This is a genomic window from Amycolatopsis tucumanensis (assembly GCF_021654135.1).
Lineage (GTDB): Bacteria > Actinomycetota > Actinomycetes > Mycobacteriales > Pseudonocardiaceae > Amycolatopsis_E > Amycolatopsis_E tucumanensis.
On sequence record NZ_JAKGSD010000047.1, the window covers coordinates 50601 to 71310 of the forward strand.

Below are 20710 nucleotides of genomic sequence, written 5' to 3' on the forward strand. Positions count from 1 at the left end.
TCCCGACAGTCCTTCGCGCACGCTTCGCTGCCGTCAGCCCGAACCCGGGTCCGATGTGGTCGCGGCCCGATCGAGGCGGTCGCGGAGCTCGCGCAGCACCGGGACCAGCTCCGGCGGCTCCAGCACCTCGAAGTCGAACCCCTTCACCGCCACGTGCACCGCCAGCTCGCGCAGCGAGTTCGCGCCGGCCGTGAACAGGCACGTGCGCGCGTTCACGGCCTCCAGCCGTCCCGCACCGGGCGACGTGCGCGGTGCCACCGCCTCCAACGGGGCGTGGAAGAGGACACGGGCCTGGTAGGCGTACGGTGCCGAGGTGATCCCGTGCGAGACGTAGGCGGCCGTGTTCTCCTCGGGCGGCGGGCGCGGCGTGAACCGCGCGCCCGGCGGTCCGAGTGGCCCCTCGATGCGGTCGACCCGGAAGGTGCGCCAGTCGTCCTTGGCCACGTCCCACGCCACCAGGTACCACCGGCGCGGGGTGTGCACCAGCCGGTGCGGCTCGACCTCGCGTGCGGTGAGGCCGTCGCGCCCGCGGTAGCGCAGGCGTACGCGGCGCCGGTCGCGGCACGCGGCGGCGATCGCGGCCAGCACCTCGGCACTGACCGCCGGATCCGCCGCCCCGGGCAGCGCCACGGTCGCCGCGCGGAACGCCTCCATCCGGTGCCGCAGCCGGGCGGGCAGGAGCTGCTGGAGCTTGGCCAGCGCCCGCACCGCGCCCTCCTCCAGGCCGGCGACGCTGCCCGTCGCGGCCATCCGCAGGCTGATCGCCACCGCCACGGCCTCCTCGTCGTCGAGCAGCAGCGGCGGCAACGCGGCCCCCACCCCCAGCCGGTACCCGCCGGCCACACCCGGCGTGGCCTCCACCGGATAACCCAGCTCGCGCAGCCGTTCCACGTCGCGCCGCACGGTGCGCAGGCCGACCTGCAGCCGGTCGGCGATTTCGGCACCGGTCCAGTCCGTACGCGCCTGCAGGAGCGACAGCAGCCGCAGCAGCCGCGCGGAGGTTTCCAACATGGGCACCATTGTGGCCATGATCGGTGCCGGAACCTGTCACCAATCGCCAATACCGTCCCGGACATGACGAACGAGATCCAGCCCTACCGCGTCGAGATCCCCAAGGCCGACCTCAACGACCTGCACGAGCGCCTGCACCGCACCCGATGGGCCCCCGAACTGCCCGGCACCGGATGGGAGCGCGGCGTGCCGACCGGCTACCTGCGGGAGCTCGCCACCTACTGGGCCGACGCCTTCGACTGGTACGCCCAAGAGGCGGCGCTCAACGCCTACCCGCAGTTCACCACCACCGTGGACGGCGCGCAGGTGCACTTCCTGCACATGCGCTCCCCCGAGGCCGGCGCCACCCCGCTCCTGCTGCTGCACGGCTGGCCCGGCTCGGTCGTGGAGTTCCTCGACCTCATCGGCCCGCTCACCGACCCCCTGGCCCACGGCGGCGAGGCCGCCGACGCCTTCCACCTGGTGATCCCATCGCTGCCGGGATACGGCTTCTCCGGCCCGCTGCCCGCCACCGGCTGGACCGACGGCCGCACCGCCGCGGCGCTGGCGGAGCTGATGTCCCGGCTCGGCTACGACCGGTACGGCGTGCAGGGAGGCGACGTCAGCGCGTTCATCGCTCCGCTCGTGGGACGCGCCGCGGCGGACAACGTCATCGGCGTGCACGTCAACGGCCTGCTCACGTTCCCCGGCGGCGATCCGGCGATCATGGGCTCGCTGAGCGAGACCGAGCGCGGGCGGCTGGCCGGGATGAAGGAGTGGCAGGAGAAGCTGGGCGCGTACATGCAACTGCAGGGCACGCGCCCGCAGACGATCGCGGCGGCGCTGCACGACTCCCCCGCCGGACAGCTCGCCTGGATCGTGGAGAAGTTCAAGGACTGGACGGACCCGGCAGCCGAGCTCCCCGAGGACGCGGTGGACCGTGACCGGATCCTCACCAACGTGAGCATCTACTGGTTCACCGGCACCGCGGGCTCGGCGGCGCACACCTACTACGAGCGTTTCAACGACTTCACCATGTGGGCGCCGAAGGAGCGCGGGACGGTGCCGACCGCCGTCGCGGTGTTCCCCACCGACTTCTCGGTCCGCCCCCTGGCCGACCAGGCGCACAACGTGGTGCGCTGGTCGGAGTTGGAGCGCGGCGGCCACTTCGCGGCTCTGGAGACGCCCGACCTGATGATCTCCGACCTCCGGGAGTTCTTCCGGAGCCTGGCCTGACCGGACGGCAGAGGTCCGCGCCGTGCACCCCGCGCGGCGGCCGGCCTGCCTCGTGAAGCGGAACGACTCACCAGTATCACGATGAGGTGCGCGGCCCCGGCAGAGCACGTCGGCGGCCGCGCACCGCGCGATTCAGCTTCAGCCGTCGGACCGCGCCACCGGCGGCGATGCTCACTTCACGGCGCGTTCCACTTCCTTCAGCTCGCCCTCGACACCGGACGCTCCACTTCGGACTCGCTGGCCGAGCTGGAGCGGATGGCCGCCTTCGCCGCCGTCCACGACATCGAGCTCGCCACCTACGTCATCTTCGCCCGGGGCGGCTCCAACGGGCCCGCGCGTGACGGATGTCGTCGTCGCCGGAGCCGGACTGGCTTGGCTGTCCGCCGCGATCGCCGCGCGTGAGGTCGGTGCGCGGGTCGTGCTGCTGGAGAAGGGCGGCCGCGAGGACGTCGGCGGGAACGCCGCTTTCTCCGGAGGACTGTTCCTGTTCCGCTACGACGGCCCGGAGGACCTCATGTCCATCACGAAGGACGTCGAATCCGGGCTGCAACACGATCGGATCGAGGCCCCGCCCTACACCGCCGAGGCCTACACCGCCGAACTCATGGCGATGAGCGGCGGCCGCGCCGACCCGGCGCTGGTCGGCACCCTCGCACAGCGGTCCTTGGACACGGTGCGCTGGCTGGCCGCCCGGGGCGTGCGGTTCGTGTTCAACCGGACGCTCGGCGCGCAGGTGCGCGACGGTGTGCTGCACGTGCCACCCGGGCAGGTCCTGACCTGCGCAGGTGCGGGGATGTCACGTGGTTTCGCCGTGATCGAGCCGCTGCTGCGGCACGCCGAGCGCATCGGCGTCGAGATCCGCTGGTCCACGCCGCTCGCCGGCCTCGTCCGGGATGGCGGCCGGGTGACGGGCGCGGTGACCGGCGCGGGTGTGGTGCCCGGTGCCGTGGTGGTCGCCACCGGCGGGTTCCAGGCCTCCCCGCAGCTCCGCCTTCGCCACCTGGCGCCGGACTGGGCGAGCGCGCGGCTGCGCGGCACCCGCCTGGCCACCGGGGACGGCATCACCGCCGCGATCCAGGCGGGTGCGACGCCGGCGGGTGACTGGTCGCGGTGCCATTCGGCCGCGGTCGACCTGTCGATGCCCTCGCCCGGCAGCAGTGCCGCGCCGCCACCGTTCCCGCTGCACGCGTTCTGGCTCGGCGTGCTCGTCAACACCGGCGGTGAACGGTTCGGAGGAAGGAGCGTTCGTCATTCCACCGGGACGTAGTCACCGCCCGTCCGAGCGGCGGCGAGATCGGCGCACGTGGACACGCTGGCCAGGAAACGACCTTGGACGACGCGAACACAGGAGCCGTTCGAAGGAAAGACGAGCACGAACTTTGATCCGTCATTCCCGCGGAGAACGGCTTTAGCTCGCAGGTTGGCAAGAAACTCGATGATATCGCACTCGATCTCCTCCGCGAATTTGCGTTGATCGTCCAGCGAGATGTCGTACAGGTCGGTGTCGATGTCGTAGGTGGCAGACCTGCCGGCAAGTGGATCCCGCGCCTCGAACGTCAATCCGAGCCAGCTTCGCGGCTCGACGACCACGGTGGCCTCCCACGTCGATCCCGCGAGCCGCCACTTCGAACCGCCCTCGGCCTCCTCGGTGACGACCACCGTCCACGTGGTGGCCACCTGAAGCTCGCGGAGGAAGTTGAGGAGCCGATCGCCCACTCCGAATGTCACGTACGCGCCATTTCTTGTGATTGCTGTTGCGGGACTTCCGCCATTCTAGATGGACGTGGATCGGATTCACGGCCTTCCGGCTGAGGACGCGATCCTCTCGACCGACGCTGCCGCCCTGGCGCCTCACCTTGCCAACACCTGCACTGCTGCGCCGACGAACTTCATCGCGCCGATGGTCAAAGCGCCCGCTGCGTGCCGCGCTGCGGTACCCGGTCGCCATCTTCGGGCTGGTGGATGCGCGCGGCAGGACCGGCCTCGCGCGCGGTACGTCGCGGGCAGGCAGGGTCACACTCCTGGGCCGCGCCTGGCCGCGGCCCCGCGCCGGGGGCAGGATGGCGCCGTGAGCGAGCCCTCCTTCACCCTCGTCCAGTTGCGGTACTTCGAGGCCGCCGCGCGGCACCTGAGCATGACGGCGGCCTCGCGGGAGTTGCTCGTTTCGCAGTCGGCCGTGTCGACCGCGATCGCGCAGCTGGAACGCGAACTCGGGGTCCAGCTGCTGCTGCGCCACCACGCCCGCGGGCTCAGCCTCACCACTGCTGGGCAGGCGTTCCACCAGCGCGTCCTGGACTTCCTCGCCCACGGCGCCGAGCTGGTCGAGACCGCCCGGCAGGCCGGGACCGAGCTGGTCGGGCCACTGACCGTCGGCTGCTTCACCACGCTCGCGCCGTTCCGGCTGCCCGGGTTGCTGGCCGAGTTCGAGGACCGCCACCCGCAGGTCCGCGTGCAGCTGCGGGAGGGCGAGCACTCGGCGCTCAAGGCGGCCCTGCGCAGCGGCGAATGCGAGGTGGCGCTGCTCTACGGCTACGACCTCGACGACGACATCGACCGCGTGGTCGTCGACACCGCGCCGCCGTACGTGCTCGTCTCCCCCGGGCACCGGCTCGCCACCCGCGGGAAGGTCGCGCTCGCCGACCTCGACGGCGAGCCGATGGTGCTGCTGGACCTGCCGCACAGCCGCGAGTACCTGCAGTCGGTGCTGCGCGGCGCCGGTGTCGAGCCGGAGATCCGCCACCGCACCACCGGCTACGAGACCGTGCGGGCGCTCGTCGCCCACGGGCACGGGTTCGCGCTGCTCAACCAGCGCCCGCCCGCCGAGTCGACGTACGCAGGCGAACGCGCGGTGCCGCTCGCCCTGACCGACGAGGTCGCCTCGCTGGAGATCGTCGTCGCCTGGATGCGCGGCGTGCGCCTGACCCGCCGCGCCCAGGAGTTCGTCAAGCTGTGCCGCGAGCTCTACGCATCAGGAAAACAGATGCAAAAGCGCTGAAACATCTGTTGGACAGAACCTCGGCCAAGCCGCACGCTGGGCCGATGACCGTCCACCAGCGCATCCGGCCGTTCAACACGCGCGACACCTACCCGGAACAGAACCTCGACAACGACCTGTGCCAGGCGGTCGTCGCCAACGGCACGGTCTACGTCCGCGGGCAGATCGGCCAGGACCTCGAGACCAGCGAGTCCGTCGGCATCGGGGACGCGGCCGCCCAGGCCGAGCGGGCGATGGCCAACATCGCCCTGCTCCTGGAGGAAGCCGGGAGCCGGATGGAACACCTGGTCAAGCTCACGATCTACCTGATCGACCCGCGCTACCGCGAGGCGGTCTACCGCGTGGTCGGGAAGTGGACGAAGGGCGTGCACCCGATCTCGACCGGTGTCGTCGTCTCGGCGCTGGCCCGCCCGGAATGGCTGTGCGAGATCGACGCCATCGCGGTCATCCCCGAGGAGGAGCGGTGACCTTCTCCCTCGTCGCCCGCGACGGCGGCCGCTTCGGCATCGTCGCCAGCTCGTCGAGCCCCGCGGTCGCGGCCCGCGTCGCGCACCTGCGCCCCGGCGTCGGCGCCGCGTCCTCGCAGAACGTCACCGACCCGCGGCTGGGCGCGAAGCTGCTCGACCGGCTGGCCGAACACGGCGACGCCGAGCGCGCGCTGTCCGAGGTGACCGGGTCCGCCGAGCACATCGCCTACCGCCAGCTGACCGTCCTCGGCCGCACCGGTCCCGGTTTCGCCTACAGCGGCGCGAAAACGCTCGGCACGCACGCCACCGCGACCGCGGACGGCGCCGTCGCGGCCGGCAACATGCTCGCCGGCACCCACATCCCCCAGGTGATGCTCGACGCCTTCGCCGCCACCTCCGGCGAGCTGGAACAGCGGCTCGTCGCCGCGCTGCAGGCGGCCGTCGCCGCGGGCGGCGAGGAGGGCCCGGTGCGCTCGGCGGGACTCGTCGTCGTCGCCGACGTCGGCTGGCCGGTCACCGACCTGCGCGTGGACTGGGCCGAGAATCCCGTCGACGGCCTCGCCGACCTGCTGGCGGTGTGGCTGCCCCAGCGCGACGACTACGTCCGCCGCGGCCTCGACCCCGCCGCCGCGCCCTCCTACGGCGTTCCGGGGGACCTGTGAAGACCGCCGCGCGGGAGACCGTCACCCGGCACGCCGACGACCTGGTGCGCCTGTCCGAGCGCCTGCACGCCGACCCCGAAACGGCGTGGGAGGAGCACCGGGCCGCCGCGATGGTGCCCGAGCTGCTCGACCGCGCCGGGTTCGACGTGACCCCGCACTACCTCGGCCTGGACACGGCCTTCCACGCGCGCTTCGGCAGTGGCCCCACGCGCATCGCGCTGTGCGCGGAGTACGACGCGCTGCCCGGCCTCGGGCACGCGTGCGGCCACAACCTCATCGCCGCGAGCAGCGTCGGCGCCGCACTCGGACTGGCCGCGGTCGCCGACGACGCCGGCCTCACCGTCGAGGTCTACGGCACCCCCGCCGAGGAGGGCGGGGGCGGCAAGATCGAGATGCTCGACCGCGGCGCCTTCACCGGTGCCGACCTCGCGATGATGGTCCACCCCGCACCGGTCGACGTGGCCGAGGCGCGCCCGTTCGCCGTCAGCCACTCGAAGATCACCTACACCGGCAAGTCCGCGCACGCCGCGGCCTACCCGGAGGCCGGGATCAACGCCGCCGACGCGTTCACGGTCGCGCAGGTCGCGATCGGGCTGCTGCGCCAGCAGCTGCCGTCCTCGGCGCGGGTGCACGGCGTCGTCACGCACGCGGGCGACGCGCCGAACGCGATCCCCGAACACGCGACCGGCCGCTGGTACGTGCGGGCGGAGACGCTGGCGGAGCTGGCCGAACTCGAACCACGCGTGATGCGCGCGTTCGAAGCCGGGGCGCTGGCGACCGGCTGCGAGCTGAGCGTCGAACCGGAGAGCAAGCCCTACGCGGAGTTCCGCGCGGACGAGGCGGCGCTGGCCGACTACCGCGCGAACGCGGTGGCGCTGGGGCGCGAGTTCGCCCCACCGGGCACCGCGGCGCGGATGAACCGCGCCTCGACCGACATGGGCAACGTCTCCCAGGTCGTGCCGGCGATCCACCCCTACATCGGGATCGGGTCCCTGCCCGCGACCAACCACCAGCGCGAGTTCGCCGCGTTCTGCGTCGGCGAAACCGCCCGGCGGGCGCTCCTCGACGGCGCGGTCGCGCTCGCCTGGACCGGGATCGACCGCGCGGCGCGGCGCGCCTGACCCTCCACACCGGACCGAAACGGAGAACGATGTCGAGACAAGAGGTGGACGTCCTCGTCGTGGGCGGCGGCCAGGCCGGCCTCGCGATGAGTGAGCACCTGAGCAACGCTGGGGTGCCGCACCTCGTCCTGGAGCGGGACCGGATCGCCGAGCGCTGGCGGTCGCAGCGGTGGGACTCGCTGGTCGCGAACGGGCCCGCGTGGCACGACCGCTTCCCCGGCATGGAGTTCGGCGACCTCGCACCCGATGACTTCGCGTCGAAGGACCAGATCGCGGACTACTTCGAAGCCTACGCGGAGAAGATCGCCGCGCCGGTCCGGACCGGCGTCGAGGTGACGTCGGTGCGGCGGCACCGGGGACGCCCCGGCTTCCGGGTGCGGACCTCGGACGGTGAGCTCGACGCGCGGTTCGTCGTCGCCGCGACCGGCCCGTTCCAGCGGCCGGTGATCCCGCCGATCGTCCCCGGCGACGCCGGGCCGCTGCAACTGCACTCCAGCTCCTACAAGAACCCCGCCCAGCTGCCCGAGGGCGGCGTGCTCGTGGTCGGCGCCGGGTCATCCGGGGTGCAGATCGCCGAGGAGCTGCGCCGCGCCGGGCGCGCGGTGCACCTGTCCGTCGGCCCGCACGACCGGCCGCCGCGCCGGTACCGGGGACGCGACTTCTGCTGGTGGCTGGGAGTTCTGGGCAAGTGGGACGCCGAAACCCCGCCCCGCGGCGCCGAGCACGTCACGATCGCCGTCAGCGGCGCGCGCGGCGGGCACACCGTCGACTTCCGCGCCCTCGCCGCGCTCGGCATCACCCTGACCGGGCGCACCGAGTCCTATCGCGACGGAACCCTCCACTTCGCACCGGACCTCGGCGCCAACATCGCCGCGGGCGACGCGAACTACCTGTCGCTGCTCGACGAAGCGGACGCCTACATCGCCCGCAACGGCCTGGAACTGCCGGAGGAACCCGAGGCGCGCGAGCTGGGACCCGACCCGGCGTGCGTCACCGATCCCGTCCGCGAACTCGACCTCGCCACGGCCGGGATCACCTCGATCGTCTGGGCCACCGGGTTCGCGGTCGACTACAGCTGGCTGCAGGTCGACGCGTTCGACGAGCACGGCAAGCCGCGGCACCGGCGCGGGGTGTCCACCGAACCCGGCGTGTACTTCCTGGGCCTGCCGTGGCTCGCGCGGCGCGGGTCGAGCTTCATCTGGGGTGTCTGGCACGACGCGAAGTTCGTCGCCGACCACATCACGACCCAGCGCGACTACCTGCGGTACTGAGCCGCGCGTGAATTCCGTGTTGCCCGGGTGTAAGACCCGGGCAACACCCCAGCTCCGCCGCTCTGCATCGGTGTTTCCGATGCATTGTTTCGTCTCTTTCTTCTTGTTCGATGCTGTCGCCCGCTCCTAGCGTCATCGCGAGAGCAGGCCCGAGGAGGCACCCAATGACCGCACCCGGCTCCCCCGCAGCCGACGAGATCACCGAGGCGATGGCCGATCCCGCGGCGCTGCGCCGCAGTGTCGCCGCCGGCGCCGTCGGGGTGTTCGTCCACTGGTTCGACTGGGCCACCTACGCCTACCTCGCCGGCACCATCGCGTCGGTGTTCTTCCCCGCGGAGAACGGCACCGCGGGCCTGCTCGCGGTGTTCGGCGTGTTCGCGGTGTCGTTCGGCATCCGCCCGGTCGGCGCGCTGGTGTTCGGCCCGCTCGGGGACCGGATCGGGCGCAAGCGGACGCTGTCGCTCGTCATCTTCCTGATGTCCGGCGCGACGCTGGTGATCGGCCTGCTGCCCGGCTACTCCACGATCGGGATCGCCGCACCGCTGCTGCTGGTGTTCCTGCGCCTGCTGCAGGGGTTCGCGGCGGGCGGGGAGTTCGGGAGCGCGGCGAGCTTCCTCGCCGAGCACGCGCCGCGCCGCCGCCGCGGGTTCGGCGTCAGCTGGCTGGAGGTCGGCTCGCTGCTCGGGTTCCTCGCCGGGTCGTTCGTGTTCCTCCTGCTGTCCGTGGGGTTGTCGGGCGAGCAGCTCACCTCGTGGGGCTGGCGCATCCCGTTCCTCATCGCCGCGCCGCTGGGCGTCGTCGGGTTCGTCATCCGCACCAAGATCGAGGACACGCCCGAGTACCGCGCGCTCGAGGCGACCGACAACGTGCCGCGCAGCCCGGTGCGGGAGTTGTTCCGCCACAACCGCAAGCAGCTGCTGCAGGCCGCCGGGCTGATGACGATGATGCACGTGCCGTTCTACGCGGTGCTGACCTACCTGGTCACCTACGAGACCGACTACCTCGGCCACTCCGCGGGCAGTGCCGCGCTGCTGTCCACGGTGATCTCGCTGACCGGGCTCGTGCTGGTGCCCGCCTTCGGCAGGCTGTCCGACCGGGTGGGCCGCCGCCCGGTGCTCATCGGCGCCGGGATCGCGCTGTTCGTCCTGGCCACCCCGGCGTACCTGCTGATGCGCACCGGCCTGGCGGGCACGTGGGCCGCCGCGCTCGCGCTGGGCGTCATCCTCGCCGCGATCCTGGGCACCTACGCCGTGTGGTCGGCGGAGATCTTCCCGACCCGCACCCGCCAGAGCGGCCTGTCGATCGCCTACAACGTGACCGCCGCCCTGTTCGCCGGGACCGTCCCGTACGTGATGACCGTCCTGATCTCCGCCACCGGCTCGACACTGGTGCCCGGGCCCTACCTGATGGTGGCCGCGGTGATCGGGCTCGTGGCGGCGTTCTCCCTGCGCGAGACGGCGGGTACTCCCCTGCTGCGCGCCGAGGACCTCTCCGCAGCGCCAGTACCGGCCGGCGCGGCGACAGCAGTGGGCGGTCGTGGCGAGGGATCAGCGGGACCGGCGGCCTGAGCCCGCGCCCCAGCCGAGGCCCACCGGAGTCACCGCGACCAACCTCTGCCCGGTCGTGCTCAGCGGGCGAGTGCCGCGACGGTGCGGGAAGGGCTGGGCAGCCCAGCCGTTCGGCCATCCAGACACTCGTCTCGGCCACCTTGTCCAGGTCGATGCCGGTCCCGATGCCGGGATCGGCGAGTTGCCACAGGCGGTCCTCGGGGTCCTCGGTGGCGAGATTGCCGGTCGCGCTTCCCGCGAAGGGGCAGCCGCCGAGCCCGCCCGCGCTGGCGTCCACAGTGGTCACACCGCACCGCAGGGCGGCGAGTGTGTTGGCGAGGACCTGCCCGTATGTGTCGTGGAAGTGCACCGCGACCTGCTCCACCGGGACACCGGCCACGGCGAGCGCGTCCAGCAGCGCCGCGACACGCCCCGGGGTGGCGGCGCCGGTGGTGTCGCCGGCGAACGACTCTGTGACGCCGCCCGAACACGGCGATTTCGCGCACCGAGGTCGACTGCGCGGTCCACGCCGTGCTCGTTGGGCACACGAGCACGGGGTACCGGACGCCGTCGGAACCCGTTCGAGCTCGCCGCCGACCTGGACGCGCCCGCTCCTCGCTGCACGGGCTCGCCACGGGCCTGGTCGCCACTGGCTACCTGCGAGCCGCGGACCGGCGGAGATCGCGAACACCGGGGTGGCGATCAACCGCGGTGAAACGCTCGTTGATCGACGCTTCAGGCAGCGGCACCATGCGGTGGCGGTGGGCCCGTCGCTCGTCTCGTACTCCCGGCTCCGCGACCGTCAGAAGAAGCCTTCGTGTCCTTTTCGGACCATCGGCCCGGACGTGACGCCCTGGCGGTGGCCGAAGTCGGCGCTGATGCGGTCCGCCGTTTTGACCAGGAGCGGCACCACGTCGGCCCGCAGCTGCTCCACACTGGAGCGTCCGCTGGACGTCGACGAGGCCAGGGCGGCCACCACGGCCCCTGAGGAGTCCCGCACCGGCGCGGCGGCCGAGAGCAGCCCCTTCTCCAGTTCCTCCGAGACCACCGAATAGCCGAGCGACCGGACGTCGCGCAGCCGGCGCCGGAACTCGTCCGGGTCGGTGACCGTGTGCTCGGTGTGGGCCTCCAGGCCGGCGGCGATGACGTGGTCGACCACCTCGTCCGGCGCCCACGCCAGCAGCACGCGGCCCATCGACGTCGAGTGCGCCGGCACGCGCGTCCCGATCGACACGTTGATGCTCATGATCCGCCGCACCGGCACGCGGGCCACGTAGACGGCCTCGGTGCCGTCGAGCGCGGCCAGCGACGCCGACTCGCCGGTCTGCTCGGCGAGCCGGAGCAGGTGCGGCTGCGCGATCTCGATCATCCCGTGCGAGGCGGAGTAGTGCTGCCCGATGCTCAGCACCCTCGGCGTCAGCGTCCAGCGCCCGCCCTCGCCGTGCACGAAGCCGAGGTGCTGCAGGGTCAGCAGGATCCGCCGCACCGCCGGGCGCGACAGCTCCGTCGCGGACGCCAGCTCGGCGAGCGTGGGATTGGGCCGTTCGGCGTCGAAGGCCTGCAGCACCGCGAAGCCCCGCTCGAGGCTCTGGATGAGGTCGCGCGGATTCCCCTCGGTGGTCATGGCCGCCATCTTCCCGCATGCGAGGTATTGACTCGCTCACCCATCGGCGGGCACCCTTCTCGTGAACGCAAAGCGGACAGATAGTACGCATAGCGTACAGGAGGTGTCGACGATGACGCTCGATCAGCGGCAGCTGCGCACCGGCTTCGGCCGGTTCGCCACCGGTGTCACGGTGGTGACCTGCCAGAACAGCGCCGGGGAACCCCACGGCGCGACCGTGAACGCGTTCACCGCGGTCTCGCTCGAGCCCGCGCTCTGCCAGGTCACGCTGACGCGCACCGCCAAGGCGTGCGGCTACCTGGCCGAGTCCCCCTTCGCGGTGAACATCCTCGCCGCGGACCAGCTGGACACGGCGATGCACTTCGCAGGCCGCCCGCAGGACCCGGGGCCCCGCTGGGGCGCCGGCCCGACGGCGCCGGTGCTGCTGGGCAACGCCGCGACGATCTCGTGCCTGCCGTGGCGCACCTACGACGGCGGCGACCACCTGATCGTGCTCGGCGAGGTCGTCGACCTCGAGATCACCGACGCCGAGCCGCTGCTGTTCTACTCGGGCCGCTTCCGCGAACTCGGCCCCGCCGACGACGGCTCGCACTGGGCCGTCTCCCTCGACTGCCCCGAGATCGGCTGGTTCCCGGCCGCTCCCGCGGCCGTCTGATCCCGCCAACCACAACGATCCCGTTCAACGACGAAGGGACCACACCCGTGGCGATCCACCAGCCCGACGAAGCCGTGACCCCCACCCGGACCACCCGCCCGATGACCGGCGAGGAGTACCTCGAGAGCATCCGGGACGGCCGGGAGATCTTCATCTACGGCGAGAAGGTCGACGACGTCACCACGCACCCGGCGTTCCGCAACTCGGCACGCATGACCGCGCGCCTCTACGACGCCCTGCACGACCCGGACAAGCAGGGCGTGCTGACCGCGCCGACGGACACCGGCAGCAGCGGCTTCACGCACCCGTTCTTCCGCACGCCGCGCAGCCGCGAGGACCTCTTCGCCGACCGGGACGCCATCGCGGAATGGGCCCGCATGACCTACGGCTGGATGGGCCGCAGCCCCGACTACAAGGCCGCCTTCCTCGGCACGCTGGGCGCGAACTCGGACTTCTACGAGCCCTTCGCCGACAACGCCCGCCGCTGGTACACCGAATCGCAGGAGAAGGTCCTCTACTGGAACCACGCGATCATCAACCCGCCGGTCGACCGGGACCGCAACCCCGACGAGGTGAAGGACATCTTCATCCACGTCGAGGAGGAGAAGGACGACGGCCTGATCGTCTCCGGCGCCAAGGTGGTCGCGACCGGGTCGGCGATCACGAACTACAACTTCATCGCCCACTACGGCCTGCCCATCAAGAAGCGCGAGTTCGCCCTGGTGTGCACGGTGCCGATGGGCGCGCCGGGCATGAAGCTGATCTGCCGCCAGTCCTACGCGCAGAGCGCGACCAGCGCGTTCGACTACCCGCTGTCGTCCCGGTTCGACGAGAACGACACGATCTTCATCCTGGACAAGGTGAAGATCCCGTGGGAGAACGTCTTCATCTACGGCGACGCCGAGAAGGCCAGCACGTTCTTCCCCGGTTCCGGCTTCCTGCACCGCTTCACCTTCCACGGCGTGACGCGGCTGGCGGTCAAGCTCGACTTCATCGCCGGCCTGCTGATGAAGGGCGTGGAAGTCACCGGTACCAAGGACTTCCGCGGCATCCAGACCCGCGTCGGCGAGGTCATCGGGTGGCGCAACCTGTTCTGGGCGCTGTCCGACGCGATGGCCGCACGGCCGGACGAGTGGATCGACGGCGCGGTCCTGCCGCACCTGGACTACGGCCTGGCCTACCGCTGGTTCATGACCGTCGGCTACCCCCGCGTGCGCGAGATCATCATGCAGGACCTCGGATCCGGCCTGATCTACCTGCCCTCGCACGCCGACGACTTCGCCTCGCCGGAGATCCGCCCCTACCTCGACCAGTACGTGCGCGGCTCGAACGGCATCGACGCGATCGAGCGCGTCAAGCTGATGAAGCTGATCTGGGACTCGATCGGCAGCGAGTTCGGCGGCAGGCACGAGCTGTACGAGCGCAACTACTCGGGCAACCACGAGGGCGTGCGCGCCGAGCTGCTGTTCGCCGCGCAGCAGTCGGGTCAGGCCGACGGCATGAAGGGCTTCGCCGAGCAGTGCATGGCCGAGTACGACCTCGACGGCTGGACCGTGCCGGACCTGTTCAACCCGGAAGGCCGCCGCTGACGGCGGATCCCACGGCGGGGCCCGGGTGGACAACGACGTCGCCGGGCCACCACCGCCGGGTGCGGCGCCTCCTCCCCCGGGGCGCCGCACCCGGCGACACCAGCGAGGAGCTGCGATGACCGCGACGCTGTGCCCGGTGTGGCGCGACACCGTGCCCGCCGATCTCGGGCCGTGCGTGGTGACCCTCGGCGTGTTCGACGGGGTGCACCGAGGGCACGCGCGGCTCATCGGCGAGGCCGTCGGCATCGGCCGGGACCGCGGCCTGCCGACGGTGCTCGTCACCTTCGACCCGCACCCGGCGCGCGTCGTCGGGCCGCCGCGGTGCACGGACGCGCTCAGCTCCGTCGAGCGGCGTGCGGAGCTGGCCGGGGAACTCGGTGTCGACGCGGTGTGCGTCCTGTCGTTCACACGAGAGCTGGCCGGGATGTCGCCCCTGGACTTCGTCGCCCGGATCCTGGCCGGGCGCCTGCGGGCCGCGGCCGTGGTGGTGGGCGGCAACTTCACGTTCGGCCACCGCGGCGAGGGCACGCCGGAGACGCTGCGGCGGCTCGGGCGCGACTACGGCTTCACCACCCACCCGGTGGACCTGCTGCCGCTGGTGTCGTCCACGCACGTCCGCTCGTGCCTGCGGGCCGGCGACGTGGCCGGTGCGGCGCGGGCGCTGGGCCGGCCGCACCGCGTCGAAGGCGTGCTCGCGGACGGCCGCCTGCGCGTGGAGCCGGGGACCGCGCTGCCCGCGCCGGGCGTCTACCGGGGACGGCTGACGTGCAGCGAGGAGGTCGTGGTCGAGGTGGACGCCGAGGGCGTGGCGGTGCGCACGTCGCGCAGCGGGCCGGTGGGTGTGGACTTCCTCGGCGGCTGATGCGGCCGTGAACGGGTGCCGGTGTCTTCCGGATCGGCGTCAGCGCGCCGCGCTGCTCGCGGCCACCCACGACGCGATCTGCGTGCGGGAGGTGAAGTCCAGCTTGCGCAGCATCCGTTCCACGTGACCGTCCACAGTGCGCGGTGAGATCGTCAGCCGGTCCGCGATCGCCTTGTTGCTCAGGCCCCGCGCGATGAGCACGGCGATTTCCCGTTCCCGGCCGGTCAGCGGCGACTCCGGCACGCGGGGTTCGCGCGGCGGCGCCGGGCGGCCGCGTCCGCTCTGGCGCACCACGAGATCGAGCCCGAGCCGCACGGCGTCCGGCAGCGTGACGCCGGCGTGGTCCTTGCGGATGGCGCCGGCGGTGGCCGCTCCGAGTTGCTCGTCCACCGCCGCGGAGTGCCGCCGCCTCCCTGGCGGCATGGGGCCCGAAGGCCTGCAGCGACGTGCCGATCCGGTGCCACACCGAGGCCGCCATGCCCTCCAGCGCCGCGGCGTCGGCCGCGTGCCCCGACGAGGCGGCCACCCACGAGCACACCTCGGTGCACAGCGCCGTGCACACGCCGTCGCGGAAGTCCTGCTCGATCCGCATCGCCGCGGCGATCGCCGTCCGCGCCGCGGCCACCTCGCCCAGGTGCAGGTGGCTGATGGCCGCCGCCCAGTGCGCGTAGGCCCGGTTCCACCGTTCCCCGACGGCCGACGCCTCCTCGATCACCGCCGAGCACGTCTCCAGCGCCTCCCGCGGGCGGCCCGCGTAGGCCTGCGCCATCGCCAGCTGGAACGACGCGGTCAGCGCCAGCCCGGTGTCGCCGCCGGCCCGGTGGATCGCGATCGCCTGCCGGTACAGCCCGATCGCGGCCTGGAGATCGCCCTCGAACAGGTTCAGCAGCGCCCGCCACAACCGCACGTGCCCGCGCAGCCCCGGATCCCCGAGCGCGTCGGCGATCACCGCGCACTCCTTCAGGTACCCCCTCGCCACCAGGCGGTCGCCCTGGATGAGCGCGACCCACGCCGCCGCCCACAGCGCCTCGCCCCGCTCCGGGGTTCCGGCGCCGAGCTGGGGAAGCAGGCGTTCCAGCCACCGGCGGCCGTTGCTGAGGAACCCGCCCGCGATCCAGTGGTAGCGCAGCAGCGACGCCAGCCGCGCCCCGGCCGGGGCCTCGCCCGGGGTTTCGGCCGACCAGGCCAGCGCCGCCAGCAGGTTCGGGTGGTCCTCCCGCAACCGCGCCAGGTCGCCCGCCTGGTCGGGACCGCACCACCGGCGGACGCACTCCGCGGCGCGGCCGGCGAAGTGGTCGCGGTGCCGTCGCCGCAGTGAATCCGCTTCACCGGAGGCTGCCAGCAGTTCCGCGCCGTACTCGCGCAGCGTCACGAACTGGTGGTAGCGCACCTGCTCGCCGTTGCGTTCGGCGACCACGACGGACTTGCCGACCAGCCCGTCGAGTGCGTCGAACAGCCGGTCCCCGGACAGGTCGCCGAACCCGCACACCCGCTCCAGCGTCTCCAGGTCGACCGAGGCGGGAAAGACCGCCATCCGCGCCCACAGCAGGCGTTCGTCCGGGGCGCACAGGTCGTGGCTCCAGTCGATCAGCGCACGCAGCGACCGCTGCCGCGGGCCGGCCGCCGGGTCCGTCCCGGCGAGCAGGTGGAACCGCCGGTCCAGGCGCCGCACCACCTCCGACACCGACAACGACCGCAACCGCACCGCGGCCAGCTCGATCGCCAGCGGCAGCCCGTCGAGACGGCGGCACAGCGCCACCACCGCCGCCCGGTTCTCCGGGGTCACCGCGAAGTCCGGCAGCACCGCGCGTGCCCGGTCGACCAGCAGCTGGACCGCCGGGACGTGGTCGAGGGCGCCCGTGCCCGCCGCGTCGCTCTCCTCCGGCACGGCCAGCGGCGCGAGCAGGTGCACGCGTTCCCCGCCGATGCCCAGCGGCTCCCGGCTGGTCGCCAGGACGCGCAGGCCGGGCAGCGCCTCCAGCAGCCGCAGCACCAGCCGCGCGGTGGCGTCCAGGACGTGCTCGCAGTTGTCCAGGACCAGCAGCGTGCTGGTGCCGGAGAGGTGGTCGACGACCCGGTCGACGGCGTCGCGGTTGGACTGGTCGGGGACGCCGATCGCGGTCGCGACGGTGGGCGCGACCTGGGTGTCGTGCGTGACGCTGGCCAGCTCCACCACCCGCACCCCGCCGGGCAGGCTGGTCCGGTCGGCGGCGGTGATCGCGGTGCGGGTCTTGCCCACCCCGCCCGGGCCGGTGACGGTCACCAGCCGGTGGGCACGCAGCTCGGCGTCCAGCTGCGCCAAGGTCTGGCGGCGGCCGACGAAGCTGGTCAGCGCCACGGCGGGATGCCGCAGTCCCCCTCCGGCACCGTCACCCATGACGCCTCCCATCACGCGCCCGCCGCTGGACATCGCGGCTCCCACCGTAGGACACGCGGGTGTGCCCGGAACCGCGATGGGGTGGGCAATGGGGTGATCTCACCCTGTCCGGCCCGCCGCGCACGACCGCACGCTGTAGCGGCGATCACACCCGAACCATCGAGGAGGCTGGATCAGTGGTGTCACCTGAACCGTCCACCCACGACGCCATCGTCATCGGCGCCGGTTTCGCCGGCCTGTACGCCGTGCACGTCCTGCGCGACCAGCGGGACCTGCGCGTCATCGGCTTCGACGCCGCCGGCGACGTCGGCGGGACCTGGTACTGGAACCGCTACCCGGGCGCCCGCGTCGACATCGAGAGCGTGCACTACTCCTACTCGTTCGACGACGAGCTGCAGCAGGAGTGGCACTGGACCGAACGGTTCCCCGCGCAGGCGGAGATCCTGTCCTACCTCGAACACGTCGCCGACCGCTACGACCTGCGCCGCAGCTTCCGCTTCAACACCCGGATCACGTCCCTGGCCTGGGACGACGCGGAGGCGCTGTGGACGGCCACCACGAGCACCGGGCAGACGCACCGCGCGCGGTTCGTCGTCTCCGGCGCCGGCACCCTCTCCGTGCCGAAGAAGCCGGAGTTCCCCGGCGTCGAGGACTTCGCCGGCGAGGTCCTGATGACCGGCAACTGGCCGCACCACGAGGTGTCGTTCGCGGGCAAGCGGGTCGGCATCATCGGCGTCGGCTCGTCGGGCATCCAGGCGATCAGCGAGATCGCCAAGACCGCCGGGCACCTGACCGTCCTGCAGCGCACCCCCAACTACGCCACCCCGATCGGCAACTACCCGACCCGGCCGGAGGAGGAGGCCGCCGAGAAGGCGAACTACCGCGCCATCCGGGACGCCTCGCGCAACCACTTCCTCGGCGTGCCCTACTCGGAGGTGCAGCCCTCGGCGCTGGCCGTGTCGCCGGAGGAGCGGCGGCGGGTGTTCGACGACCGCTGGAACCGCGGCGGTTTCCGGCTGTTCATCGACTCCTTCGGCGACATCCTGTTCGACAAGGCCGCCAACGACACGATCGCCTCCTACATCCGCGAGCGGATCCGGGAACGCGTGCAGGACCCGGCCAAGGCCGAGCTTCTCGCACCGGAGGGCTACCCGTACGGCACCAAGCGGCCGCCGCTGGAGACCGACTACTACGAGGCCTACAACCGGCCCAACGTCGACCTCGTCGACGTCAAGGCCAACCCGATCGCGGCGGTGACCCCGACCGGGGTGCGGCTGGCCGACGGCACCGAGCACGACTTCGACATGCTGATCCTCGCCACCGGCTTCGACGCGTGCACCGGACCGCTGCTGGCGATGAACATCACCGGCCGCGGCGGGCTGCGCCTGGCCGACCACTGGGCCGACGGGCCGCAGACCTACCTCGGCCTGATGGCCGCCGGGTTCCCGAACCTGTTCATGATCACCGGCCCGCAGAGCCCGTCGGTGCTGTACAACATGCCGCTGGCCATCGAGGACCACGTCGACTTCACCGTCGCCGCGCTGGACCACCTGCGCGAGAACGGTCTGGACGTCATCGAGCCGGATCCCGAAGCGGAGCGGGCGTGGGTCGCGCACACCAACGAGCTGGCCGAGGCGACGCTGCTGCCCGACTCCCCCACGTCCTGGTACATGGGCAACAACATCCCCGGCAAACCGCGCCGCGTCCTGGTCTACCTCGGCGGCGCCCCGGCCTACCGCGCCAAGTGCGACGAGGTCGTCGCCGCCGGCTACGCGGGCTTCACCCTGTCGTCCGCCTCCCGCGTGTTCGCCTGAACGAGGAGCCGTCATGCCACTCGATCCCGCCGTCTCCGCCCTGCTCGAAGGCTTGGCGCAGCAGGGTTTCCAGTCGTTCGAGAAGATCGGCCTCGAAGCCACCCGCGAGGCGATCGCGTCGTTCGCCGGGCTGCAGAAGCCCAAGCGCGGATTCTCCCGGACCAGCGAGGTGTCCTACGGGCCGGACCCGGCCCACCGCGCGCGGATCTACGTGCCGCCGGGCGACGGGCCGTTCCCGGTCGTGCTTTACGTCCACGGTGGAGGGTTCGTCGCGGGCGGTCTCGACGTCGTCGACGAACCCGTGCGGGCCCTCGCGCTCGACGCCGAAGCGATCGTCGTGTCGGTCACCTACCGGCTCGCCCCCGAGGCGAAGTTCCCCGCCGCGCACGACGACGTGTTCGCCGCGCTGCGGTGGACGGCCAAGGAGATCTCCGCGCACGGCGGCGATCCCGGGCGGATCGCGGTCATGGGTGACAGCGCGGGCGGCAACCTGGCCGCGTCGGCGGTCATCCGGGCCCGCGACGAGGGCGAGCCGGCCGTGCGAGCGCAGGTGCTGGTCTACCCGCTGGTGGATCCGCTGGCCGACACCGTGTCACGGCGCGAGTACGCCGAGGGTTACCTGCTGCACCTGGACGCGTTGCGGTGGTTCGGCGCGCAGTACTGCGGCAGCCCGGAGGACGCCGTGGACCCCCGGCTGGCGCTGGACCGCAACGAGCTGAGCGGCCTCCCGCCGACCCTGGTGATCACCACGGAGTACGACACGCTCCGCGACGAGGGCGAGGCCTTCGCGGCCGCGTTGAGCGCCGCGGGCACCGAGGCCCGCGTGGTGCGGATGGACGGCCTGGCGCACGCCACCTACTGGGCCACCGCGGCGATCCCGCGCAGCGCGGAAATCCACCAGGCGGCGGTGGAGCACCTGCGGTCGACGCTGTAGCCGACGCGGGGGGCGGAGGTCCTCCGGATCGGACCTCCGCCGGCCTTGCGTCAGGCGGTGTGCACGGCGCCGCGGCGGCCGAGGCGTGCACCGCGGGGCATCAGTCTTCGATGACGGGAACACACGTTTCCCCGGGCGAGAGGGGTCACCGGGAATGCGTTGGGGCCAGGCGGAATTCTCATCTCGTCGTCGCGTTCGTACAACAGACCGTACGAGCCGGGCAGACGCCTGCTGACGAACCGCAGCGCCGTGAAGTTCGTACACATGCCCCCTCAAAACGGCTCAAGAACGACGACCGGTTCCACGCCGTACCGTGGAGCGTAGCGGTCGAGCGCTTCGTGAAGACTCGACACGCGGCTGGACCAGCCCGGCGCGCGTCGGCGATGCTGGGGGTGTGGAGTACGTGTCCCAGGTGCCGCGGGCGCCGCTGGACGGGCTGATCGACGACCTCTACTACCTGGAGGGCGAGGCGCCGTATGCGCGGCTGACGTTGCCGCCCGCGCCGTCCGCCCTGCTCATCGTCAACCTCGGGGCGCCGTTCCGCATCCGCGCCGGCACCGACATCG

The 20710-nt window shown here is 72.3% G+C and carries 18 protein-coding genes and 3 pseudogenes; 14 read left to right on the forward strand and 7 right to left on the reverse strand.

Annotated features, from left to right (window positions below; translation table 11 throughout):
* Window positions 1–33: 33 nt before the first annotated feature.
* Window positions 34–1011, reverse strand: a complete 978-nt coding sequence (locus L2C96_RS33655; protein ID WP_237339064.1) for a helix-turn-helix transcriptional regulator — start codon at window positions 1009–1011, stop codon at window positions 34–36.
* 63 nt (window positions 1012–1074) lie between these two features.
* On the opposite strand from L2C96_RS33655, the gene L2C96_RS33660 reads away from it, so the two are divergent.
* Window positions 1075–2226: an epoxide hydrolase family protein gene (locus L2C96_RS33660; RefSeq protein WP_237339065.1), complete on the forward strand. Its 1152-nt coding sequence runs from the start codon at window positions 1075–1077 to the stop codon at window positions 2224–2226.
* 337 nt (window positions 2227–2563) lie between these two features.
* Complete coding sequence (locus L2C96_RS33665) at window positions 2564–3493, forward strand: FAD-dependent oxidoreductase (RefSeq protein ID WP_237339066.1); 930 nt, start codon at window positions 2564–2566, stop codon at window positions 3491–3493.
* Here the strand turns inward: L2C96_RS33665 and L2C96_RS33670 are convergent.
* Entirely contained in the window at window positions 3475–3954 is a 480-nt protein-coding gene (locus L2C96_RS33670; RefSeq protein WP_237339067.1) for a hypothetical protein, read from the reverse strand. The genes L2C96_RS33665 and L2C96_RS33670 overlap by 19 nt on opposite strands.
* A gap of 340 nt (window positions 3955–4294) precedes the next feature.
* Between L2C96_RS33670 and L2C96_RS33675 the strand changes: the two genes are divergently transcribed.
* From L2C96_RS33675 to L2C96_RS33700, 6 genes are all read left to right on the forward strand, one after another.
* Window positions 4295–5221 carry a LysR substrate-binding domain-containing protein gene (locus tag L2C96_RS33675; protein WP_237339068.1) on the forward strand — a complete coding sequence of 309 codons (927 nt, stop codon included), beginning with the start codon at window positions 4295–4297 and terminating at the stop codon, window positions 5219–5221.
* Window positions 5222–5265: 44 nt separating this feature from the next.
* A complete protein-coding gene (locus tag L2C96_RS33680; RefSeq protein WP_020419001.1) occupies window positions 5266–5688 on the forward strand; it encodes a RidA family protein in 423 nt (140 codons plus the stop codon).
* A complete protein-coding gene (locus L2C96_RS33685) occupies window positions 5685–6350 on the forward strand; it encodes a DUF1028 domain-containing protein (protein ID WP_237339069.1) in 666 nt (221 codons plus the stop codon). Before L2C96_RS33680 ends, L2C96_RS33685 begins: the two co-directional genes overlap by 4 nt.
* Entirely contained in the window at window positions 6347–7471 is a 1125-nt protein-coding gene (locus L2C96_RS33690; RefSeq protein WP_237339070.1) for a M20 family metallopeptidase, read from the forward strand. Before L2C96_RS33685 ends, L2C96_RS33690 begins: the two co-directional genes overlap by 4 nt.
* A gap of 29 nt (window positions 7472–7500) precedes the next feature.
* Complete coding sequence (locus L2C96_RS33695; protein WP_237339071.1) at window positions 7501–8742, forward strand: flavin-containing monooxygenase; 1242 nt, start codon at window positions 7501–7503, stop codon at window positions 8740–8742.
* A 164-nt stretch (window positions 8743–8906) separates the two neighbouring features.
* Window positions 8907–10310 (forward strand): MFS transporter, encoded by a 1404-nt coding sequence (locus L2C96_RS33700; RefSeq protein WP_020418997.1) that lies wholly within the window; start codon window positions 8907–8909, stop codon window positions 10308–10310.
* A gap of 59 nt (window positions 10311–10369) precedes the next feature.
* On the opposite strand, the pseudogene L2C96_RS33705 reads toward L2C96_RS33700, so the two are convergent.
* Window positions 10370–10770: pseudogene (locus tag L2C96_RS33705) on the reverse strand (hydroxymethylglutaryl-CoA lyase-like TIM-barrel protein); the annotation flags it as partial.
* Between the two features lie 321 nt (window positions 10771–11091).
* Window positions 11092–11913, reverse strand: a complete 822-nt coding sequence (locus L2C96_RS33710; protein ID WP_020418996.1) for an IclR family transcriptional regulator domain-containing protein — start codon at window positions 11911–11913, stop codon at window positions 11092–11094.
* 112 nt (window positions 11914–12025) lie between these two features.
* Here L2C96_RS33710 and L2C96_RS33715 point away from each other — a divergent pair, with 112 nt between their 5' ends.
* From L2C96_RS33715 to L2C96_RS33725, 3 genes are all read left to right on the forward strand, one after another.
* Window positions 12026–12568: a flavin reductase family protein gene (locus L2C96_RS33715; protein ID WP_237339072.1), complete on the forward strand. Its 543-nt coding sequence runs from the start codon at window positions 12026–12028 to the stop codon at window positions 12566–12568.
* A 101-nt stretch (window positions 12569–12669) separates the two neighbouring features.
* Complete coding sequence (locus L2C96_RS33720; RefSeq protein WP_237339082.1) at window positions 12670–14157, forward strand: 4-hydroxyphenylacetate 3-hydroxylase family protein; 1488 nt, start codon at window positions 12670–12672, stop codon at window positions 14155–14157.
* A 115-nt stretch (window positions 14158–14272) separates the two neighbouring features.
* Window positions 14273–15019, forward strand: coding sequence for a cytidyltransferase (locus L2C96_RS33725; RefSeq protein ID WP_237339073.1), 747 nt, complete (start codon window positions 14273–14275; stop codon window positions 15017–15019).
* 39 nt (window positions 15020–15058) lie between these two features.
* On the opposite strand, the gene L2C96_RS33730 is transcribed toward L2C96_RS33725, so the two are convergent.
* The gene (locus L2C96_RS33730; protein WP_237339074.1) at window positions 15059–15442 is read right to left on the reverse strand and encodes a helix-turn-helix transcriptional regulator; all 384 of its coding nucleotides are present in this window, start codon (window positions 15440–15442) and stop codon (window positions 15059–15061) included.
* Between the two features lie 1621 nt (window positions 15443–17063).
* Window positions 17064–17429, reverse strand: a pseudogene (locus L2C96_RS45415) (hypothetical protein); the annotation flags it as partial.
* Window positions 17430–17572: 143 nt separating this feature from the next.
* Here L2C96_RS45415 and L2C96_RS33745 point away from each other — a divergent pair.
* Together L2C96_RS33745 and L2C96_RS33750 are read left to right on the forward strand one after the other, a co-directional pair.
* Window positions 17573–19210, forward strand: coding sequence for a flavin-containing monooxygenase (locus L2C96_RS33745; RefSeq protein ID WP_237339077.1), 1638 nt, complete (start codon window positions 17573–17575; stop codon window positions 19208–19210).
* A gap of 13 nt (window positions 19211–19223) precedes the next feature.
* Entirely contained in the window at window positions 19224–20144 is a 921-nt protein-coding gene (locus L2C96_RS33750) for an alpha/beta hydrolase (protein WP_237339078.1), read from the forward strand.
* Window positions 20145–20194: 50 nt separating this feature from the next.
* On the opposite strand, the gene L2C96_RS45420 is transcribed toward L2C96_RS33750, so the two are convergent.
* Window positions 20195–20410, reverse strand: coding sequence for an Imm7 family immunity protein (locus tag L2C96_RS45420; protein WP_372491293.1), 216 nt, complete (start codon window positions 20408–20410; stop codon window positions 20195–20197).
* A gap of 47 nt (window positions 20411–20457) precedes the next feature.
* Here L2C96_RS45420 and L2C96_RS45425 point away from each other — a divergent pair.
* Window positions 20458–20710 (forward strand): annotated as a pseudogene (locus L2C96_RS45425) (hypothetical protein); the annotation flags it as partial.

Excerpts from the sequence above, each read along its gene's own strand:
- L2C96_RS33710 (WP_020418996.1), bottom strand. The coding sequence starts at position 11,913 with ATGACCACCGAGGGGAATCCGCGCGACCTCATCCAGAGCCTCGAGCGG.
- L2C96_RS33695 (WP_237339071.1), top strand. The coding sequence starts at position 7,501 with ATGTCGAGACAAGAGGTGGACGTCCTCGTCGTGGGCGGCGGCCAGGCC.
- L2C96_RS33750 (WP_237339078.1), top strand. The coding sequence starts at position 19,224 with ATGCCACTCGATCCCGCCGTCTCCGCCCTGCTCGAAGGCTTGGCGCAG.
- L2C96_RS33725 (WP_237339073.1), top strand. The coding sequence starts at position 14,273 with ATGACCGCGACGCTGTGCCCGGTGTGGCGCGACACCGTGCCCGCCGAT.
- L2C96_RS33700 (WP_020418997.1), top strand. The coding sequence starts at position 8,907 with ATGACCGCACCCGGCTCCCCCGCAGCCGACGAGATCACCGAGGCGATG.
- L2C96_RS33720 (WP_237339082.1), top strand. The coding sequence starts at position 12,670 with ATGACCGGCGAGGAGTACCTCGAGAGCATCCGGGACGGCCGGGAGATC.
- L2C96_RS33730 (WP_237339074.1), bottom strand. The coding sequence starts at position 15,442 with ATGCCGCCAGGGAGGCGGCGGCACTCCGCGGCGGTGGACGAGCAACTC.
- L2C96_RS45420 (WP_372491293.1), bottom strand. The coding sequence starts at position 20,410 with ATGTGTACGAACTTCACGGCGCTGCGGTTCGTCAGCAGGCGTCTGCCC.
- L2C96_RS33660 (WP_237339065.1), top strand. The coding sequence starts at position 1,075 with ATGACGAACGAGATCCAGCCCTACCGCGTCGAGATCCCCAAGGCCGAC.
- L2C96_RS33655 (WP_237339064.1), bottom strand. The coding sequence starts at position 1,011 with ATGTTGGAAACCTCCGCGCGGCTGCTGCGGCTGCTGTCGCTCCTGCAG.
- L2C96_RS33680 (WP_020419001.1), top strand. The coding sequence starts at position 5,266 with ATGACCGTCCACCAGCGCATCCGGCCGTTCAACACGCGCGACACCTAC.
- L2C96_RS33715 (WP_237339072.1), top strand. The coding sequence starts at position 12,026 with ATGACGCTCGATCAGCGGCAGCTGCGCACCGGCTTCGGCCGGTTCGCC.